Consider the following 20,250-nt stretch of genomic DNA (forward strand, 5'->3'; position numbering starts at 1 on the left):
AGGGGATTTTATGTTAAAACAAAAAAAGCTGTTTCTATTTGATATTGATGGAACGCTGTCTCTGGGAGACACGCTGTTTGACGGTTCCCGGGCACTTTTGGAGTATATTGACGCAATCGGCGGGGCCTCCTATTTTATCACGAACAACTCCACAAAAAGCGGGGCTGACTACGTTGCAAAATTTGCGCGGTGGGGCCTCTCCGTCCGGGAGAGTCAGTTTATCACCGCCGGGTTTCTTACCATCCGGTTTCTCAAGGCCCATTTTCCGGCACAAAAAATCTTTGTCGTCGGAACCCGATCCTTTGTGTCAGAATTGCGTGCACAGGGGCTTTGGATTACCGAACAACCGGATTCTGACACCGCTTGTGTGCTGGTTGCCTTTGACAATGAACTGACTTACCAAAAATCTGCCGATGCCTGTCAGCTCTTGCAGCTGCATCCCGCGCTTCCCTATTTTGCCACAAGCCCTGATCTGCGCTGTCCGGTTCCGTTCGGATTTGTTCCGGATTGCGGTGCAATCTGCGAAATGATCGCCTGTGCGACCGATCGCCGGCCGCAGTATCTTGGAAAGCCTAGCCCGGAAGTGGTTGCGCTCTGTCTGGCAGCTTCGGGGTTTCGCCCGGAGGAAACGCTGGTAGTTGGAGATCGGCTTTATACGGATATTGCCTGCGGAATCGCCGGCGGTGTCGATACCTGCGTCCTCTTCACCGGAGAAGCGCAGCCCGAGGATCTCCCCTCGACCGAATTCCCGCCGACTTACGCCTTTGCCACGGTGCGGGATCTGCTCTTAAACTGTCAGTCTCCTACCGCTTAATCAGACTTCTGAAAAAAAGCGCAGTCCGAATGTTTTTCGGTGTGCTTATATGAGAAAAAGTAGACACCCACATTTTGTGCGTGTCTACTTTTCTTTTACAGGTCCAACAGCCGCAATAACAGGATGCGTATGGAGCTAGGCATGTCTCTTTCCGTTTGTTGCACGCACCAGGAAACGCAAAATCAGCGGCCGATGTCATAAACGGAGCGCACTTTTAATGTGCCTGGTTTTCCACGCAAAATCTTCACCGTTTTCGAATTCCCGTTTAAATCAAAATAATTGTCTGACAGCACCATGTCGCTATCCGGACTGTCAATCTCTACACAGCGGGCATAACCCTGAGACTCCACGGTAATCTCATCCGCACAGATACTACACTGCAGTTTCGGATTCTGGAACTGAAAATGCTTTGGCGCGCAGAACAGCACCGTGCCTTCAGATGCCTTTTTTCCATCCAAATCCAGCTCATAACTAAAATAATTCTGTCTTTCATCCGCTTCCGGGAAATTTAGCTTCTCAAGCCAAACGCTAGACAGCTCTGGAACGCACACATGTTCTTCCCCGCTTTGCAGCACTTTAGATGAAGCATCCCGCAACGCCCATCGAACCACCCCGGAGACCTCGTGACGCATCTCGTTGGCTACGCAAAGGCGGGCTGATTTTTCAATATCATGATATTCCGCCACACAGGAAGGACGCTGGGTCATTTCTCCCTCCTCACAGCAGGAAATCATCACAGGGGCAAAAAAGCGCCGCGCAAAATAATGCAATGCCTTCCATCGGCCGAAATAATCGAGACTTGCCCAGGAAGCCACCGGCCAGCAATCATTTATCTGCCAATAAATAGCCCCCATACATCTTCCACGATTTCTGCGCCAATGTTCAACACCGTATTTCACCGCTTCTGCCTGTAGCAATTGAGAGGCGTAAATCAGCGTATCCAGACCAAGTGGATACAGATACGTCTGGGAGAGATAATTCAAAATTTTCCCGTTTGCCTGACCATTGCGTTGATGCATTTCCATAATTCTGGAAAAAATATTTCTGTCCTCTGGCAGCGTAAAGCTTTCCACTGTTTTCAAACTTGGGAACGACTGAAAACCAAATTCTGACGCATATCGGAAGTAATAATTGCGATAGTCAGAAAAAGGCTTGTTCCGATGCCATACATCCCAGTAATGTACATCTCCGCGGTTTGGGTCATTCGGATTGTCGAATCCTCCCCCGCTAGACGGAGAGGAGGGCCAATAAAATGTTTGAGGATCATGTTCCTTCGCTAAGCGCCGGATGATATATTCAAACATTTGAATATAGTCCGATCGGGTTTTGGCATTCGCGTGATAATCTCCATTATTTTGCTGCCACTCCATCTCGTTATTTCCGCACCATAGGGCCAAGGAGGCATGGTGCCGCAGCCGACGCATATTCTGGGTAATTTCCAAACGAATCGATTCTTCAAATTCTTCCGTTAGGCTATGTCTTCTTTTATGCTATTTCCCTTTTGCGCAATTTATTGTACCTTATCCCTGATCCAATTCAGCTATGAATGTAATAAAAATGAAGGATTGAAGGATAACACAATTCACCAGAAGAGGCTAAAAGGAGTTGTCCGATGCGGGCAACTCCTTTTAGATGTTTACAGCATATCTGTGTCAGCATAAATATACTGTAACCACTCGTCTAAATAAGTGGAAGCGGGTCAATCCCAAATTCTGTGTAAACGCTGAATTTGGGATTGACCCGCCGGAGTCTGCAAACCTTTTTGCGCATAAATCTTGACAGTACCTGTTTTATCAAACATCATCAATGCACTTTTACCTTTCAAATATCCCATAAAACTTGATACGCTCGTTTTGGGCGGTATGCTTAAAAGTAAGTGCACATGGTCTGCATCATATGCCCTTCTATAATCTCTACGCCTTTGTATTTGCACAATGTCTTTATTATCTCCTGTCAATCTTTTCGGGTTTGGTTATATAGTATTTTCCTGCGGTATTTTGGAACAATTACAATGTGGTACCTGCATAACCATTTTGTGTGTGATAGATGATTTGTGTTATTAGCCGTTAAAATTCTCCTTTCGCAGTTCTCTAAGACCTGAACAGCCTTATTGTACTGCTTTGGAGAATTTTTTTGTATAACTCTTGACGCGCACCCGCATTGCGGGTGGTTGTTTGTTTCGGACCTTCCGTCCTCAACTGGCTAAAGTCATAAAAAGGAAATCGGCTCTTTTGCAGGATTCTCTTTACGATGGCTGCGCAGCCAGAAACCGCAAAATCGTCTCCGGCAAATCCGGTGTTCCAAAACTTCCTGCCTTGGAAATCACCGTGCCGTCAAAACCGCTCTCCAAATGTGAGGCCACCACGCCCGGACACACCTCGCACACCGGCTGCAGTTCCTTACAGCCGAGCGCCTCCATCACACCGAGCAGCGTGTCTCCTCCGAATACAACCAGCGTTCCTACGGCGCCGGTCCGGATCAACTTTCGGCAAAGCGTCCCGAGATTTGCCGAAACCGTTTGGGCCGTCTGCATACTGACCGCGCCCTTACATCCCGCTGTCCGCACTACGGCATTTTCTCCGTCTTGCAGCGCATGGAAAAGTTCTGTCTGTGTACGCATTCCCGCTTCGGTTTCCCAACAGTTCTGCAAAGCCGCCAAATCCGCAGGGATCGCACCGGAATAGAAACCCAGCTTCTGTTCTGCATATGCGGCCTGTTCGGCGCTTCTCGGATGTAAGCTGCCGCAGATCAGCAGGATTCCTCCCGACCGCCTGAAAATCGGCGCCTGATACGAAACCCAGGGAATCTGCGCCGCGAGAATCTCTCCGAATCCGGCGTTGCCCGCGGTCAGCTTTAGAAGGCCCGCCCGTGCAAGAAGCGCACCGGTCTTTTGAAGCGCTTCTCCGGTTTCCCCGTCAAAAATCCAAAACGGCGCCCGCTGTGCCGTTTCTGCACAAAACTGTTCCGCACGAACCGAAACGGCGCCCAAAGCCCCTTGTTCTGCAAGCAAACCGCACAAGTCACTTCGGGAAACCGGATTGAGCGGATCGTGGGCAAATGCGCTCTCCGCAACCGGAACGCCTGCAATGCGGAGCACGCCGTCCCGAACCGTCCGTCCAATTTTCGGAAAGGCCGGCACAACCATTACCGGCGCACCCTCATAGACCTCCGAAAGCGCAGCAAGTTCCGCGCCGGGATTGCCGCGCATGGCGGAATCCATCTTTTTGTAAAGATAAGGAATTTTCCGCTCTCTCGCAAATGAGAACAACGACCGTGCGCGTTCCCGCGCGGTGTCCGGTGTACAGTGACGCGTCTCGAGATCCACCGAAAGCACTTCGGTTTCTTCCGAAAACGCCGCTCTCCAGTCTCCGTATGTCATCCGCACATTGGCGCCTTTTGCAGAGAACTGCACAGCTGTATCCAGAGCGCCCGTAAAATCATCCGCGGCAATCAGCATTTTCAGCGGCATTCTGCGTTCCTTTCTGCGCGGACATGCGCCATCTGCACGGCAAGCCGAATCGCATCCGTCATGCTCTGCGGATTCGCCAAATTTTTTCCTGCACGGTCAAAGGCCGTTCCATGGTCAACCGAAGTCCGGATAATCGGCAGACCCACCGTTGAGTTGATGCCGCCCATCGCCGTATACGCGCCGGTCTTGGGATCGAGTCGAAAGCCTGTCAATTTCAGAGGAATATGTCCCTGGTCATGATACATGGCAACCACAATATCAAATTCCCCGGCAACTGCCCTGACAAAGACAGAATCCGGCGGAAGCGGTCCCTCTGCGCAGATTCCCTCCGCCTTTGCCGCCTGCACGGCCGGTTCGATGGACTCTGCTTCTTCATGCCCGAACAGCCCGTTTTCCGAACAATGCGGATTGAGCCCGGCAACCGCTATACGCGGCGAGGCAATTCCAAACAGTCTGCACGCCTCCTGCGCCAAACGGATCACTTCCAAAACCCGATCCCGAGTCAGACGGTCGCAGGCATCCCGCAGAGACACATGGGTCGTGACATGAATCACGCGCAGCGTGTCTGTGGAGAGCACCATCGCATAGTGTTTGCTGCCTGTCAGATCGGCAAAAATTTCTGTATGTCCGGAGTAATGGTGCCCGCTCCGGTTCAGTGCTTCCTTATTAATAGGGCCGGTCACAACGCCTGCAATTTCTTTCCGCATAGCCGCGTGGATTGCCCGCTCAATGTACTGGTAAGCCGCCTCTCCGCATGCGGCATCGACTTTTCCATACTGCCATCCGCCCGGAGCCAGCAACCCGGCGTCCACCAGATCAATGGTACCGTGCTCGCCCGGCGCTTCCCGTGCAGAAGCAACCGGCCTGATCCGCAGATGGCTGCCCGTAAAGGCAACGGCATCCGCAATGGCCGCCATGTCGCCGAACACCACAGGACGGCAACACACATACAGCGAAGCGTCCGCAAGCGCTTTGACTGTAATTTCCGGCCCGACACCGGCCGGATCTCCCATCGTAATCCCCAAAATCGGCCTCATTGAACAAACCCCTTTCTATCACGACTCTGCATCTGAAAGGCTGACGGTAAGCTTCACCGGATTGTGATCCGAATATTGAAACCCGAGGTCGATCGTTTCCACCGCTTCTACCGAGACATTGGCAGTGACAATAAATCCATCGATTCCATAAACCTGTGTTGTTCCCGGCTGATATGGCGCGTCTAAAAGTCGGCAGGTCGGCGTGCTGTCGTCATATGCGAGCGTTGCAAAGCCGGAAAACGCCTCTGCATCCAAAACACCGGGTTCCCAGTTTTCCGTCTGGGTAATGGGGTACTTTTCCAGAACATTCGGGAAGGTCTGATTAAAATCTCCGCCGGCAATCACATAATTGCCCTTTTCATATTCGGAAGAAAGAAATTCTGCAAGCTTTTTCGTCTGCGCCGCTTTGCCCTCACCATCATCGTACGCTTCGAGGTGCAGATTGACCAGCACCAGCTCCCGCCCGCTGTCCGCAATCGGGATTCGCTCCACCAAAAGGCAGCGCTTCAAATTTGCAATGCGCAGCGGCCAGGAAAACGGCACCGGAAGCGCAGCGCGCGACGCGTCGGATACCGAAAAATTTGTGAGCGTCAGGAGTCCGCTCTCGACTTTTCCAATGGTCGGCAGCGGATACGGCACATAATTGCATCGATAATTGCACCCGAACGCCGATGACATTCCCAGCGCATCCCGAAACATCGCCGTTTCATCAATTTTGTAAGAACGCTTGGAGCAGCGGTCGGTTTCCTGCAAAAAATACACATCCGCCGCCTGTTCCTGCAAGGCAGACTGGATTCCGGCGAGATTTCCCTCAACATCCGCCCGCTTTGGCCGCACCATCTCTCCGCCATCCATAAAGAAGTCCTGCGCCTGCCCCAATCCGCCGTAGCCGGTGTTGAAGGTTAAAACCGTCAGCTGGCTGCCCGGCGAAAGCGTTTGATCGCCCGCAGACAACACCTCTACCGGCTCTGTCTCTTCCGGACGATACTCCGTCGCCGTCAGATATCCGATCAACCCTGCCGCTGCCAGAATAACAAGTCCCAGCAACGCTGCGATGCCCTGCAAAATTTTCTTCCAGATTTTCAAACCCGCTTCCTCCTTTGTAAAAATTTAGAATCAGAAAGCCGTATTGCAGCTGGAACAATACGGCTTTTAAGGAATTCCTTTTTCTTATCCATTTTTATTTTTGCATATCCGAAATTCGGAAAAGCCGCTTCGCGTTTTCCTCACAGCAGCGCAGCAGTGTTTCCACGGAAATTTCTCTGCGCTGTGCGATCTCTTTGGCAACATAACGGATCATAGACGAATCACAGCGATTCCCCCGCAGCGGAACCGGTGCCATATACGGCGCATCCGTCTCCAGAAGAAGTCGGTCCAGCGGAACCATTTCCGCCACCGCTTTTGCTTTTTTGGCATTTTTAAAAGTTACCGCGCCGCCAAGGCCGAGATACATCCCAAGTGCAAGCGCCTCCTGCGCCGTTTCCGGACTGCCGGAAAAGCAGTGCAGAACGCCTTTTGGGCGATGCTTCCGCAAAATTTCCATCGTATCCCCATGCGCATCGCGATCGTGGACAATTACCGGAAGCGACAGCTGTTCGGCAAGCATCAGCTGTTCTTCAAACGCGCGCCGCTGCACCTCGCGCGACGGTGCCTCCTCATAATGGTAATCCAGACCGATTTCGCCAATCGCAACAACCTTCGGCTGTTTTGTCAGGGCTGCAATTTCCGACTTCGAGGCCTCTGTCCAATCCGAGGCAAACTCCGGATGGAGTCCTACGGCAGCGTAAAAATACGGATAGGCTTTCGCCAGCGCGACCGACGCCCGGCTGCCCGCAAGGCTGGCCCCGGCATTGACTACCCCGGAAACGCCTCTTTTCGGCAAATCTGCAAGCAGCGATTCCCGATCCGCATCAAACGCGTCATCGTCATAATGCGCGTGTGAATCAAAAATGCTCATCGAATTCGGCTCCCCGCCGGAACGCCGTCTACAAAGACCACTTTCACGCCGCCTTCTCCATCGTCAGCAGCAAGCAGCATCCCGTTGCTCTCGACACCGCAAAGTTTGGCCGGCTTGAGATTTGCAACCAAAATCACCTTATGCCCGATCAAATCTTCCGGCTGATACCACGGTGCAATTCCGGAAGCAATTGTCCGTTCGCCTTCTCCGTCAAACAGCGAGAGCTTCAGCAGCTTTTTCGCACGTTTGACCGGCTCGCAGGCACGAATCTCTGCCACGCGGAGCTCCACCTTCGCAAAATCTGCAATGTCAATTTGTGCAAGGCCCTCGATTTTGGGCTTTTCCTCGGTCTTCGGCGGCAAAAGCAACGCATTGAGCGCCTCAATTTCCTTGTCGACGTCGATTCGCGGGAACAGAGTCGCGCCCTTCTGCACCAGTGTGCCGTCCGGCGTTTTTCCCCAGAAAGCAGACTGTTCATAAGAGACGCAATCACCTGAAATCCCGAGTTGTTCCTGAATCTTCGGCGTGGTTTCAGGCATAAACGGAGCGATCAAAATCGAAACGATCCGCAGGCTCTCGCAGAGGTTGTACATCACTGCCGCCAGGCGCGGACGATTTTCTTCATCCTTGCACAGCACCCAGGGCATCGTTTCATCGATATATTTGTTCGTGCGCGCAATCAGTTTCCAAATCTCTGTCAGCGCTGCAGAGAACTGGAAAGCATCCATATTTTCATCGCATTTCGCGCGCAGCTGTGTCGCCATCGCGATCAGTTCATCATCGAGCGGGTCTGCCCGGCGCTCTGCCGGAATCACGCCGCCAAAATATTTCTGCACCATCGCCGTGGTACGGGAAAGCAGGTTGCCCAGATCGTTCGCCAAATCGGAGTTGATCCGGCCAATTAGCGCTTCGTTGGTAAAGAGCCCGTCTGCGCCGAACGGAATCTCCCGCAGCAGGAAATAGCGGATTGCATCCACGCCGTACCGGGAACAGAGGATCACCGGGTCGACAACGTTGCCTTTGCTCTTGCTCATTTTGGTGCCGTCTCCGAACAGAAGCCAGCCGTGCCCATAGACTTTTTTCGGCAGCGGAAGCCCCAGCGCCATCAGCATAGCAGGCCAGATAATCGTATGGAACCGCACAATTTCTTTGCCAACAAAATGGACGTCCGCCGGCCAGTATTTCCGATAGTCGGAATCGTCATCCGATCCATATCCCATCGCCGTGATATAGTTTGTCAGTGCATCCACCCAGACATAAATGACGTGTTTCGGGTCGAAGTCGACCGGAATTCCCCAGGAAAAGCTGGTTCTGGATACACACAGATCGTCAAGCCCCTGTTCAATGAACCGGATCATCTCATTTTTCCGGCTTTCCGGCTGGATAAAGTCCGGCTGATCCTCATAAAGCTGAAGCAATCTGTCGCCAAATGCGGAAAGCTTGAAGAAGTAGGCTTCCTCCGAGGCCATTTTGACTTCCCGTCCGCAGTCCGGGCATTTACCGTCCTTGAGCTGCGTCTCTGTCCAGAATGCTTCGCACGGCGTGCAGTACCAGCCTTCATACTTTCCTTTATAGATATAGCCCTTGTCATAAAGCGTACGGAAAATTTTCTGTACGGCACGGACGTGATAGTCGTCCGTTGTACGGATAAACCGGTCGTTGGAAACATTCAGGAGTTTCCACAAATCCTGGAATCCTGCAACAATTTTGTCGACGTACTCCTTCGGTGTTACACCCGCTTCCTTCGCTTTGATCTCAATTTTCTGACCGTGTTCATCCGTTCCCGTCAGGAACATGACATCATACCCCTGCATTCGCTTGTATCTGGCAATTGCGTCGGTTGCCACTGTGCAGTAGCTGTGGCCGATATGGGCCTTACCCGACGGATAGTAAATCGGGGTCGTAATGTAAAATGTCTTTTTGTCCATGACGTTTTCCCTCCATATTTTTTCGGGCCAAAACGGCCCGCGTAAATCGGTTTCCCCTTTTAGAAGCGCCACAAAGGCCGGCCCTTAAAAGCCAGCTGTGCGGTCATCCCCTATTATACCCGTATTTTAGCGGGTTTTCAAGGTTTCATTCCGTCTCGCCGTACAAGAATTCCCGCAATTGCGAGGCGTTTGCTTCGAAATCAACCCCAAGCACCATATTCCCCTCCATTCCGTTGATCGTTGCATATTCATCCCAGTAGGTTCCGTCCGCCGGAACCTGCATGGTTTCCGTATCATATTTGGAAAGCCCTGCACCGACGCCTGCAAGCTGCAGAATTTCCCCTTCGGAGAGATTATGCGTCACAAGCGGAAGGTACGCATAGGCAAGGGACACCATATCCGCAACATTCTGCTGTTTGAACGTATCGATCATTGCCAGCACAACCTGGCGCTGCCGGCCGGTCCGGCCGAAATCGCTGTCCAGTTTCCGCATCCGGGCAAAGAAGAGCGCATCCTCTCCGTCCAGGTGATTGACGCCTGCAGTCGCATCGAACGCGCCTTTGTCATTGATAAATTCGGCCTCATAATCCGAAATTTCCACATCGATTCCGCCCATTTTATCGATAATTTCCTCGAAGCCGTCAAAATCCACCTGCACATAGCGGTCAATATCAATCCGGAAGTAGTTTTCAATGGTCTGCATCGTCAGTGCCCCGCCGCCGTAAGCAAACGCAGCATTCAGACGTTCCCACCCGACTGTTGGGATATCCACGTAGATATCGCGCATAAACGAAACCAAACGAATTTTCTTGTTTTTCGTATCGATCGACATCAGCATCATCGTATCCGAGCGGCCATTGGTACCATCTTTATTCTTGTCTGCGCCGATCAGCAGCACGTTTACAATTTTTTTATCGCTGATCACATCCCACGCAGGCGCGTCGTCCGGCAGTACCGTATACTGTTCTGTGTCCGCCGGTTCATAGTGCATCCGGGAGGTCAGAAGCAAAAACGCCCCGCCGCCGACCAACGCCACCACCAACAGAACCGCTAAAAAAGAGAGAAATCCCTTTTTGACGCCGGATTTTCTTCTCCGCCTGCCGCGTCCGCTGGAAATTTCCCGGCTATTCTGTGACGCACGCCCGGAAGGCTGTCTGCGCATCGGCTGGTTTTGGTCTCCAGAAGAACTGCTGTAAATATCCCGGTCAACATAGTTGTAGCGATCAAAATTTTCATACGGGTTTGTTTTTCGATTTCTCGAATTTCCAGTATTTCGGCTTGCCATTTGATTCCTCCTGTATTCCACATATGAGTAAACATAATTTTTCTGAATATTGTTTCATTTTATTGCAAATCGGAAGGACTGTCAACCATTCCAGTGCGGACCGCACAGATTTTCCGCCTGACTCCGGCAAGCACATCTTAAAAAAGACAGTTTCCGACAAAATCCATTCTTTGGGGCATTCCTTTTCGCGGGTTCTGTGTTATAATAACCTTAAGCGTGTCATGCTTGCGCATGCCAAAGACGGCGCTGCCGTCTGCGCAAAGCTCCCGCTTTGCCGCTTAAGAACATTTTAGCTTCGCTATCATAACCTTTTGAGCGTGCCATGCTTGCGCATGCATGGCAAACACAAGGATCCGGTTTTCTACGCAGCAATTCTTTGTCTCCATCTTGTTTCCGGAGGGATTTCATTGAAACAACAACCATCCAAAACGCCTTACGACCGCAAGCGAACGCGATTTATCCGGATTGTCGCCATTATTTGCGCAGTGCTTTTATTCGGATCGGTTCTGCTCAGCGCGGTCTTTACCTAACCCACACCCCGGCGGATGTCTTCTCTTGCGAAACAGTTCGACGGGTTGTACAATAAACATATCGGCATTTTATCAGACTTTTCTTGAGGAAAGACTTGATATCTGCTTAGAAGGGATGTGCAGAATGCTATGAAGCAACTTTTACAGGGCAATGAAGCGGTTGTCCGCGGCCTGTATGAGGCCGGTGTTACGGTGGTTTCCAGTTACCCGGGTACCCCGAGTACCGAAATCACAGAAAACGCTGCGAAATATGAAGAGCTCTACTGCGAATGGGCGCCAAACGAAAAGGTGGCGGCCGAAGTAGCGGCTGGCGCCTCGTTCGGCGGTGCACGCTCATTTTGCGGAATGAAGCACGTCGGATTAAACGTCGCCGCGGATCCCGTATTCACCATGTCCTATATCGGGGTCAACGGCGGGATGGTCATCGGCGTAGCCGACGACCCGGGAATGCATTCCTCGCAAAACGAACAGGACTCCCGAAATTACGCCAAAGCCGCCAAACTTCCGATGCTCGAACCCGCGGACTCTGCAGAATGTCGGGACTTCACCAAGGCAGCCTATGCGCTCTCCGAAGAATATGACACACCGGTCATTCTCCGGCTGACCACACGCATTGCGCATTCGAGAAGCATCGTTGAACTCGGAGAGCGGGAAGCGCGCGAAAACGCGCCGTATGTCAAAAATCCTGCAAAGAACGTCATGCTTCCAGCCTTTGCCCGCCCGAAACATATCGCCGTCGAGGCGCGCACGGAAAAACTCACGGCACTCGCAGAAACCGATACCTTCAACCACATCGAAGATAATGGTTCTAAAATTGGAGTCATCGCTGCCGGAACCGTCTACCAATATGCAAAGGAAGCGCTGGGAGACAGCGTTTCTTACCTGAAACTCGGCCTGATCTGGCCGCTTCCGGTCAAGCTGATTCAAAAATTCGCCTCTCTCGTGGACACGCTTTACGTCATTGAGGAGCTCGACAGCTTCATCGAAACCCATTGCCGGTCGATCGGCGTTTCTGTGATCGGAAAGGATCTATTCCCGCGCTGCGGAGAATTTTCTCAAAAAACCATCCGTTCCCTCATCCAGAAAGAAACGGTTCCATCGGTTCAGCTGACGGAGTCCCTGCCCGCGCGTCCGCCGGTCATGTGCTGCGGATGTCCGCACAGAGGCGTGTTTTATGCGCTGAAACGGCTCAAGGTCTACGTCAGCGGAGATATCGGCTGCTATACGCTCGGCGCCTCGGCGCCGCTCAGCGCAATGGACACCTGCGTCTGTATGGGTGCTTCCGTTTCGGCGCTCCACGGCTACAATAAGGCCTGCGGCGCCGGTGATCGCGCCGTTGCAGTCATCGGCGACTCCACCTTCATCCACTCCGGAATCACCGGGCTGATTGACGTCGCCTACAACCAGAGCAATTCGGTTGTCATCATCCTTGACAATTCCATTACCGGCATGACCGGGCACCAGCAGAACCCAACGACCGGATACAATATCAAAGGTGATCCCGCACCCTATGTCAATCTGGAAGCGCTTTGCAAAGCAGTTGGAATCCAGCGGGTTCGGGTCTGCGATCCCTATGATCTCCCCGCCATGACCGCGGCCATTCAGGAAGAGCTCGCCGCGGATGCGCCGTCCGTCATCATTAGCCGCCGGCCCTGCGCGCTGCTCAAAAATGTCCGGCACGCACCCGCACTCACCGTACAGCCAGATGCCTGTGTCGGCTGTAAAGCCTGTCTTTCCATCGGCTGCCCGGCCATCAGCATCAAAGACGGAAAAGCCGTGATTGACCGGACACAGTGTGTCGGTTGCGGTGTCTGCACTTCGCTCTGCCGCAAAGGCGCGATTCAGTGACTAGGGGGGAAAGAAAATGGAAAACAAAGTAGTCAGTGTTATGATTGTCGGTGTCGGCGGTCAGGGAACACTTTTGGCCAGCCGTCTGCTCGGCGCCGCCATGATGCAGCTCGGGCATGACGTCAAAGTATCCGAAGTACACGGCATGAGTCAGCGCGGCGGATCCGTTGTCACGTACGTCCGTTATGGCGAGCATGTGTATTCCCCGATTATTGATGAGGGCGGCGCGGATCTCATTCTCGCTTTTGAACAGCTCGAAGCCGCAAGATTTTTGCCCTATCTCAAAAAAGGCGGCACCGTAATCGTCAACACCCAGAAAATTGATCCCATGCCGGTTGTCACCGGTGCGGCGCAGTATCCGGACGGACTTCTCGATCAGATCCGGGCACTCGGTGAAGACGTCCTCGCGATGGATGCACTTTCTCTTGCAGAGGAAGCCGGTTCCGTCAAGGCAGTCAATGTTGTGCTGATCGGTGCAATGGCCAAAAAGCTCGGCTACGACCGGTCGCTCTGGCTGGACGCTATCCGGACAACTGTCCCGCAAAAATTCCTCGCCCTCAACGAAAAGGCGTTTGAGCTCGGCTATACAAACGCATAAACTCATCTTTCAAAATGCCTGCAGCAACCGGCGGTTGCCTATAAAGCCCAAGAAGCCACAGTGGTTTGCTCCGCTGTGGCTGTTCTTTTGGTTTTTATTGTGATAGAATCATAGGGAGCAAAGCAGAATGATCCCTTGAATCTGCGGAGGTGACTTCAAATATGGCAGGACCCAATCCAAACAATATTTATCCTAATGAAGCGCTGAAACAAATCGTGTATATCAAAAACGTCATTACCCGTCCCAATATCCTTGTTGGCGACTATACCTACTATGATGACGTAAATGGCGCAGAAAAATTCGAGGAGCACGTCACACATCATTATGCGTTTTTGGGTGATAAACTGATCATTGGAAAATTTTGCGCCATTGCAAAAGGAATTGAATTTGTGATGAACGGCGCAAACCACAGAATGAAAAGCGTATCGACCTATCCGTTCAACATCATGGGCGGCGGATGGGAAGCCTTCGCCCCGGCACTGGACGACTTGCCGCTTAAGGGAGATACGGTTGTCGGGAACGACGTGTGGATCGGGCAGAACGTAACGGTGATGCCAGGGGTACACATTGGCGACGGCGCGATTATTGCCGCCGATTCCGTTGTAACGAAAGACATTCCGCCTTATTGCGTCGCAGGCGGAAATCCTTGCCGCGTAATCCGGAAGCGGTTTGATGAAGCACTTACCGCCTATCTGATCAATCTCAAATGGTGGGATTGGGATGCAGATAAAATTTTCCGTAACATGGAAGCATTATGCAGCGGCGATTTAACAAAAATCAGAAAAATTAGAGACTGATAACGTTCCGTTTCCTAAAACAGGATGAAATTGAGATTGATAGGGCAGAAGGATTTTGATGCTGCATGACAACCAAAAGAACACCCGGTTCTCGCAAGGCCTGCTGAAAAAGCTGGTGATCATCGTAGTGGGATCCACGGTTGCTGCTTATGGTATTACACTTGCACTATATGCAGGATTTGGCGGTGCAACGCTTGCGGTACTGTGGCAAGGCATATCTGAAACGGTTTCTATAAGCATCGGTGCGGCTTCTTTTGTTGTGGCGTTGGGAATGATTTTATTCGCGTTCATTTACGATAAAAGGCAGATTCATATGGGAACCGTGCTCTACCAGATTGTGTACAGCACTTGTGTGGATTTATTCGCAACTTGCCATATATACAGCAAGCACATATGGATCAATTTCTGTATCATGTTGCTTGGTGTGATTCTGTTCGCAGCCGGAACAGGGCTATATGCTTCGGCCTCTCTCGGCAGAGGCTCTTATGAGGCCGTAACTTTCGCATTGGCAGAAAAAAAACAACTGACCAGTTAAAATTGTCCGATAAGGTAAGATAAGCTGCGCAAATTGAAACGAGCAAAAAAGAAGACATCGTTTGCAGACTCTGATCGAATGAAGTTACCACACACCCATCCTGAAAGAATACAGCAAACGATGTCCGAGAAAATTGTACCGTTGAACGAGGAACTAATCAAGGGGCAGATCAGGGAATTGGTCCGAAGCAGCGTGGAAGAAACCCTGAACGAGCTGCTGGAAAAGGAGGCGGAGTCTCTGACGCAGGCGGCCCGCTGCGAGCGCAGCGGGGCCCGTCAGGGTTATCGCAGCGGCCACTATGACCGGAACCTCACCACGACCTCCGGCGATGTCACGCTCCATATGCCGCGACTCAAGGGCGTGTCCTTCGAGACGGCCATCATCGAGCGGTATCGCCGCCGGGAGAGCAGCGTGGAGGAGGCCCTCATTGAAATGGACCCGGCAGGCGTTTCCGTGCGCCGTGTGGAAGACATCACCGAAGCCCTGTGGGACAGCAAGGTCTCGCCCGCTACCATCAGCGAGCTGAACAAGAAAGCCTACGTCCACATTGAGGACTGGCGGAACCGGCCTTTGCAGGGCGGACGATATCCGTATGTCTACGTGGACGGCATCTACCTGCGCCGCAACTGGGGCGGAGAATACGAAAATGTCGCCATTCCGGCGGCAATTGCCGTGAATGAGGACGGGTTTCGTGAGGTTCCGGGCGCTGCCCCGAGGGGATGAAAGAGGACAAGGCCAGCTGGGTCAGCTTCTTGCAGCGGCTGCGCGGGCGCGGCCTGAACGGCGTGAAGCTCCTCGTCGGCGACAAGTGCATGGAGATGCTGGAGGCCGTGGGCGAAGTATTCCCAGATGCCAAATACCAGCGCTGCACCGTGCATTTCTGCCGCAATGTTTTCTCCGTTGTGCCAAAATCAAAGGTCAAAATTGCAGCGAAACTGCGCAAGGCGATCCGCGCGCAGGAGAGCAAGAAAGCCTCCCGCGAGAAGGCAAAGGCTGTTGTTGCCGAGCTGAGAGCGATGAAGCTGAAGGAAGCCGCCAAGAAGGTCGGGGACGGCATCGAGGAGACGCTGACCTGCTGTGATTTTCCCAGCGAGCACTGGACGCGTATCCGCACCAACAATGTGATCGAACGGCTGAACCGTGAGATCCGCCGCAGGACGTGTGTGGTGGGAACGTTCCCCGATGGGAACTCTGCGCTGATGCTGGTCTGTGCAAGGCTGCGTCATGTGGCGGGAACGCAGCGGGGCAACAAGAAGCACATGAATATGAACCATCTGAAGACGGCTTTGAACGACGTCCCTATTGCCGGCTGACTTCATTCAGCCGGAGTCTGCAAACCTTTTTGCGCATAATTCTTGACAGTACCAAATCGATTCACGGTTCATGACCTCTCTGCGGAGGTTATTCCGTATGCGTACGTCGCGCCCGAATAACAATCGCGCTTTGTACCGATCTCGAATTCGCTGTCCATACAAAAAGCCCGGAAGCATCGCTGCGCTTCCGGGCTTTTGTGTTTCGTGTAAAGTTCTGTCCTGATTAAGGGCGCCTACAAAACGCGGCCCGCGAACGGATTTTTTCGCCGCCAATTTGCCCGCCTTTCCAAACGCGTCATCGTCGCAAGACTCAGAGTTTGTAAAGTTCTTCCTGCGCCGCCATCTGGATGCCATGCTGCGCAAAAACCTGTTCCGCCTTGGCGTCATCCGCTGTCCGGACAATCACATAGGCAAGCGAAGCCTTGCGGGTGATAAAGGCATACGAGTACGCAAGGCCAATTCCGTTTTCTCCCAAAATGTGCAGAATCCGTGCAAGGCTGCCCGGTTCATCCGGAATTGCCACTGCGAGAACCTCCCGGATGGAAAACACACATCCGGCATCCTTCAGCACCGCCGCTGTCCGCTCCGGATCATCCACAATAATCCGCAGGATCCCAAAATCGCGGGTCTCCGCGATTGACATTGCCCGCATATCAATCTTGTTTTGGGCAAGGATTTCCATAAACTCCGCCAACTGACCGGTCTTGTTTTCCACAAAAACAGAGATTTGTTTGACTGCCATGGTATTCGCTCCTTTCCTTAGTACAGCTTGCGCTTATCAATCACGCGAACCGCTTTGCCTTCACTGCGGACGATCGACTTCGGTTCCACCAGGCGGACCGAAGCATGAATTCCAAGCATCGCCTTGAGCGCGCCGACCAGTTCTTTTTCCGTTGCAGAAACCTGGGAAAGCGTATCGGAGAAGAGTTCGGGCGTCATCTCCACCTGAACTTCCAGCGTATCGCTGTTATTGACGCGATCCACCAGAATCTGATAGTTGGCTGAAAATCCCTTGTTCAAAAGGACCGTCTCAATCTGGGACGGGAACACATTGACCCCGCGGATAATCAGCATGTCATCGCTGCGCCCCATCGGCTTCGACATTTTGATATGCGTCCGGCCGCAGGAACACTTTTTCCGTGACAGCACGCAGATATCTCTGGTGCGGTAGCGCAGAAGCGGGAACGCTTCTTTGGTAATGCAGGTAAAGACCAGTTCTCCCTTTTCGCCTTCCGGCAGCACTTCTTCGGTCTCCGGGTCAATCACTTCTACGATAAAATGATCCTCGTTGATATGCATTCCAGTCTGTTCGCTGCACTCAAACGCAACGCCCGGTCCGGAAATTTCCGTCAGCCCATAGATATCATATGCTTTGATTCCCAATGATTTTTCAATATCATGGCGCATTTCTTCTGTCCAGGCCTCCGCACCGAAGATGCCCGCCTTGAGCTGGATCTGATCCTGCACCCCCATCTCATGAATGCACTCTCCGAGATAAGCTGCATACGACGGCGTACAGCAGAGAATCCGAGAGCCCAGATCGCACATAAACTGAATCTGCCGCTGGGTATTTCCGGAGGACATCGGAAGCGTCATGGCGCCAAGGCGATGCGCACCGCCATGCAGCCCCATGCCGCCGGTAAACAGCCCATAGCCATAGCTGACATGTACAACATCCTCGCTGGAACCGCCAGCTGCAACAATGGCACGCGCACAGCAATCTTCCCAGAGGTCGATATCATGCTGTGTATAAAATGCAACCACACGTTTTCCGGTCGTCCCGCTTGTAGAGTGAATCCGCAACACCTCTTTGCGCGGCACAGCCAACAGCCCGTATGGATACGCTTCCCGCAGATCGTTTTTTGTCAAAAACGGCAGTTTGTGCAAATCTTCTACCGAGTGAATATCATCTGGCGTGACGCCTTTCTGATCCATTAAATTCTTGTAATACGGAACATGTGCATAGACATGCCGAACCTGTTTGACGAGACGCTCGTCCTGCCAGGCACGGATCTGCTCCTGCGAAGCGCATTCAATTTCGGGCTGGAAATACTGCCCCATGATTACCAAGTCCTTTCTTTCCGCCGTCCAACGGACCCAAAATGTTTCTATGTATGCTCCGTCCGGATCTTCCATGTGCCCTTGCTGGGCGCACAGCGGCTTACTTATCTTTTTATCATCATAGCACCAATTCGCCCGTCTTGTAAATAAGCCGGACGGAAATTTGCAAAAGCAGCCGAATGCTCACCCGTTTTCTGCCTTTTTCAGCGCTTCAAGCGCATCCATCACATCTCCGTAAGCATAGAGAGACCCGAGAATCAGCAGCGGACAGTTTTGCTCCTTTGCCGCACGGTATGCAGCCGCTACGCCGGTTTCAACCGAATCAAACGCCTGTGCCGGGACATGAAGGTTCCGAAATACTGCCGCATAAGCCTCTGCATCCAGCGCACGTGGATTGCCGGGCGTTACCGTATAGACTGACCGGGCGATCTGTGCGATTTCTTCGGCCATCGTCTGGTAGGCCTTGTCCTGCATCACGCCGGAGAGAATGCAAACTTTCTCATCAGGAAAATACCGGCGCATACTCCGAATACAGGCGGCCACGCCCTGCGCATTGTGTCCGCCGTCAAAAATCACCGTCGGCGTTTCCGAAACCAGCTCAAAGCGTGCCGGCCACACAACCTGCGCCATGCCGCGCCGCACCGCGTCGTCGGAAATCGTCACATTATGTGCCCGGAGCACCTCGACTGCCGTCAACGCAATCGCCGCATTTTCCGGTTGATAAATGCCCAAAAGGGCGAGGTGCAGCCGCTGCCAGGGGATAAAATCAAAGGTAATTCCAGAAAGGCCGGCGTCAATCGCCTGCAGTCTTGCACGATCCGCAACCCAAAGCGGAGCCTGCTTTTTCTCGGCTTCCTGTCGAATCACGACTTCGGCCTCCGGCGCGCCTCCGCCAAAAACGGCCGGACAGCCCTTTTTGAAAATTCCGGCCTTCTCAAACGCAATTTGGGAGAGTGTGTTTCCCAAAAACGCCATATGATCAAAATCAACCCCGGTAACAACCGATAATACCGGCGAGGAAATTACATTTGTGGAGTCCAGGCGTCCGCCCATTCCCGCTTCAAGAATCACAAAATCACAGTTCTCCTGCGCAAAGTACAGAAATCCAATCGCCGTAATCAGTTCAAATTCTGTCGGCGGATCCTCCATCGTCTCTGCCAAAGGGCGAACCTGTGCTGTGATTTCCGCAAACCGCGCCGCTGGAATCGGCTGTCCGTTAAACTGGATGCGTTCCTTAAAATCGCGGAGGAAAGGCGAGACAAACAGCCCGACGCGGTATCCTTCCGCCCGAAGAATCGAAGAAAGCATCGCGCAGACCGAGCCCTTGCCGTTTGTTCCTGCGACATGAATGCAGCGCAGGCTCTCTTGCGGATTCTGCAGCCGGTGCAGAAGTTCCGTGATCCGGGAAAGCCCCGGACGGCTTCCGCGCCAACAAATGGAATGGACGTATGCAAGCGCTTCCTGATAAGTCATGTTCGATAAACTCCTTTTACGTACCGGTCAAGCGCCCGGCTTTGGAATAAAAGCAAGATAAGGTACGCTTCCGCCGTACCGGTCACAAGATAGATCGGAATCCGCAGCCACAAGACGCTCAACGGCGTCCCGTACCAAAGATAGATCCCGAGTGACTTTACGAGGATCGATCCCACCAGATGCGCCGCTGCAACAGAAACCAGAATGGATTTCTGATTCTTTTCCGTCAGCCAAAAATGGGAAACCAGACCGGAAACCAGACCGACACAGGCTGCTCCAAGCGTAATGATGGGATTCACTGCAAATCCGACGGCAACACAGCCGATCAAATCCGCAATCATTCCGGTAACCGCCCCAACCCAGGGACCAAAAGCAATCCCGGCAAACAGGATCGGCAGATTTTCAAAGCTGATCCGAAAAGATTGGGTAATGTTCACGGCAAGCAGTTTCCCGAACGTCACACTCAGTGCAACCAGCAGGGATGTGATCGCCAGCACCTGCAGATTTCCAAAGAGCCGGGCTTCCTTTACGAGTGATTTTCCTGATTTGTTCATAAAAAAACCTCCTTTGAAATACAGAATTGCGCAAGGCCGCGCGCTGCATAA

The 20,250-nt window shown here is 52.5% G+C and carries 17 protein-coding genes and 2 pseudogenes; 7 read left to right on the forward strand and 12 right to left on the reverse strand.

What is annotated here, in order from left to right:
* Window positions 1–10: 10 nt before the first annotated feature.
* On the forward strand, window positions 11–814 hold the full coding sequence (locus tag IAG03_RS11060) for an HAD-IIA family hydrolase (RefSeq protein ID WP_249320090.1): 804 nt from the start codon (window positions 11–13) through the stop codon (window positions 812–814).
* Window positions 815–996: 182 nt separating this feature from the next.
* Here the strand turns inward: IAG03_RS11060 and IAG03_RS11065 are convergent, their stop codons facing one another.
* From IAG03_RS11065 to IAG03_RS11100, 8 genes and pseudogenes are all read right to left on the reverse strand, one after another.
* On the reverse strand, window positions 997–2,184 hold the full coding sequence (locus IAG03_RS11065; RefSeq protein WP_249320091.1) for a glycoside hydrolase family 2 protein: 1,188 nt from the start codon (window positions 2,182–2,184) through the stop codon (window positions 997–999).
* A 404-nt stretch (window positions 2,185–2,588) separates the two neighbouring features.
* A pseudogene (tnpA, locus tag IAG03_RS11070) lies at window positions 2,589–2,887 on the reverse strand (IS200/IS605 family transposase); the annotation flags it as partial.
* Between the two features lie 172 nt (window positions 2,888–3,059).
* Complete coding sequence (locus IAG03_RS11075) at window positions 3,060–4,283, reverse strand: four-carbon acid sugar kinase family protein (protein WP_249320092.1); 1,224 nt, start codon at window positions 4,281–4,283, stop codon at window positions 3,060–3,062.
* Window positions 4,274–5,320: a 4-hydroxythreonine-4-phosphate dehydrogenase PdxA gene (pdxA, locus tag IAG03_RS11080; RefSeq protein ID WP_249320093.1), complete on the reverse strand. Its 1,047-nt coding sequence runs from the start codon at window positions 5,318–5,320 to the stop codon at window positions 4,274–4,276. Before pdxA ends, IAG03_RS11075 begins: the two co-directional genes overlap by 10 nt.
* An 18-nt stretch (window positions 5,321–5,338) precedes the next feature.
* Window positions 5,339–6,406, reverse strand: coding sequence for an endonuclease/exonuclease/phosphatase family protein (locus tag IAG03_RS11085; protein WP_249320094.1), 1,068 nt, complete (start codon window positions 6,404–6,406; stop codon window positions 5,339–5,341).
* A gap of 94 nt (window positions 6,407–6,500) precedes the next feature.
* Window positions 6,501–7,277, reverse strand: coding sequence for a TatD family hydrolase (locus tag IAG03_RS11090; protein ID WP_249320095.1), 777 nt, complete (start codon window positions 7,275–7,277; stop codon window positions 6,501–6,503).
* Window positions 7,274–9,205 (reverse strand): methionine--tRNA ligase, encoded by a 1,932-nt coding sequence (gene metG / locus IAG03_RS11095; protein WP_249320096.1) that lies wholly within the window; start codon window positions 9,203–9,205, stop codon window positions 7,274–7,276. The genes IAG03_RS11090 and metG overlap by 4 nt, the downstream gene beginning before the upstream one ends.
* Before the next feature lie 145 nt (window positions 9,206–9,350).
* Window positions 9,351–10,490 carry an LCP family protein gene (locus tag IAG03_RS11100; protein ID WP_249320097.1) on the reverse strand — a complete coding sequence of 380 codons (1,140 nt, stop codon included), beginning with the start codon at window positions 10,488–10,490 and terminating at the stop codon, window positions 9,351–9,353.
* A gap of 407 nt (window positions 10,491–10,897) precedes the next feature.
* Between IAG03_RS11100 and IAG03_RS14280 the strand changes: the two genes are divergently transcribed.
* From IAG03_RS14280 to IAG03_RS11125, 6 genes and pseudogenes are all read left to right on the forward strand, one after another.
* Window positions 10,898–11,020, forward strand: a complete 123-nt coding sequence (locus IAG03_RS14280) for a hypothetical protein (protein WP_283243134.1) — start codon at window positions 10,898–10,900, stop codon at window positions 11,018–11,020.
* A gap of 129 nt (window positions 11,021–11,149) precedes the next feature.
* Window positions 11,150–12,868 (forward strand): indolepyruvate ferredoxin oxidoreductase subunit alpha, encoded by a 1,719-nt coding sequence (iorA, locus tag IAG03_RS11105; RefSeq protein ID WP_249320098.1) that lies wholly within the window; start codon window positions 11,150–11,152, stop codon window positions 12,866–12,868.
* Between the two features lie 16 nt (window positions 12,869–12,884).
* On the forward strand, window positions 12,885–13,466 hold the full coding sequence (locus IAG03_RS11110) for an indolepyruvate oxidoreductase subunit beta (RefSeq protein WP_249320099.1): 582 nt from the start codon (window positions 12,885–12,887) through the stop codon (window positions 13,464–13,466).
* Window positions 13,467–13,627: 161 nt separating this feature from the next.
* Entirely contained in the window at window positions 13,628–14,263 is a 636-nt protein-coding gene (locus tag IAG03_RS11115; protein ID WP_249320100.1) for a Vat family streptogramin A O-acetyltransferase, read from the forward strand.
* A 58-nt stretch (window positions 14,264–14,321) separates the two neighbouring features.
* Entirely contained in the window at window positions 14,322–14,798 is a 477-nt protein-coding gene (locus IAG03_RS11120) for a DUF6198 family protein (protein WP_249320101.1), read from the forward strand.
* 120 nt (window positions 14,799–14,918) lie between these two features.
* Window positions 14,919–16,111: pseudogene (locus IAG03_RS11125) on the forward strand (IS256 family transposase).
* Window positions 16,112–16,421: 310 nt separating this feature from the next.
* Here IAG03_RS11125 and IAG03_RS11130 read toward each other — a convergent pair.
* The 4 genes from IAG03_RS11130 to IAG03_RS11145 form a co-directional block, all read right to left on the reverse strand.
* Window positions 16,422–16,853, reverse strand: a complete 432-nt coding sequence (locus IAG03_RS11130; protein ID WP_249320102.1) for an ACT domain-containing protein — start codon at window positions 16,851–16,853, stop codon at window positions 16,422–16,424.
* A 17-nt stretch (window positions 16,854–16,870) separates the two neighbouring features.
* A complete protein-coding gene (locus IAG03_RS11135; RefSeq protein ID WP_249320103.1) occupies window positions 16,871–18,172 on the reverse strand; it encodes a phenylacetate--CoA ligase family protein in 1,302 nt (433 codons plus the stop codon).
* 183 nt (window positions 18,173–18,355) lie between these two features.
* Window positions 18,356–19,645, reverse strand: a complete 1,290-nt coding sequence (locus IAG03_RS11140; RefSeq protein WP_249320104.1) for a bifunctional folylpolyglutamate synthase/dihydrofolate synthase — start codon at window positions 19,643–19,645, stop codon at window positions 18,356–18,358.
* Window positions 19,642–20,199, reverse strand: coding sequence for a folate family ECF transporter S component (locus tag IAG03_RS11145; RefSeq protein ID WP_249320105.1), 558 nt, complete (start codon window positions 20,197–20,199; stop codon window positions 19,642–19,644). Before IAG03_RS11145 ends, IAG03_RS11140 begins: the two co-directional genes overlap by 4 nt.
* Window positions 20,200–20,250: the final 51 nt, after the last annotated feature.

The organism is Yeguia hominis, assembly GCF_014384705.1.
Taxonomy (GTDB): Bacteria; Bacillota; Clostridia; order Oscillospirales; family Acutalibacteraceae; genus Yeguia; species Yeguia hominis.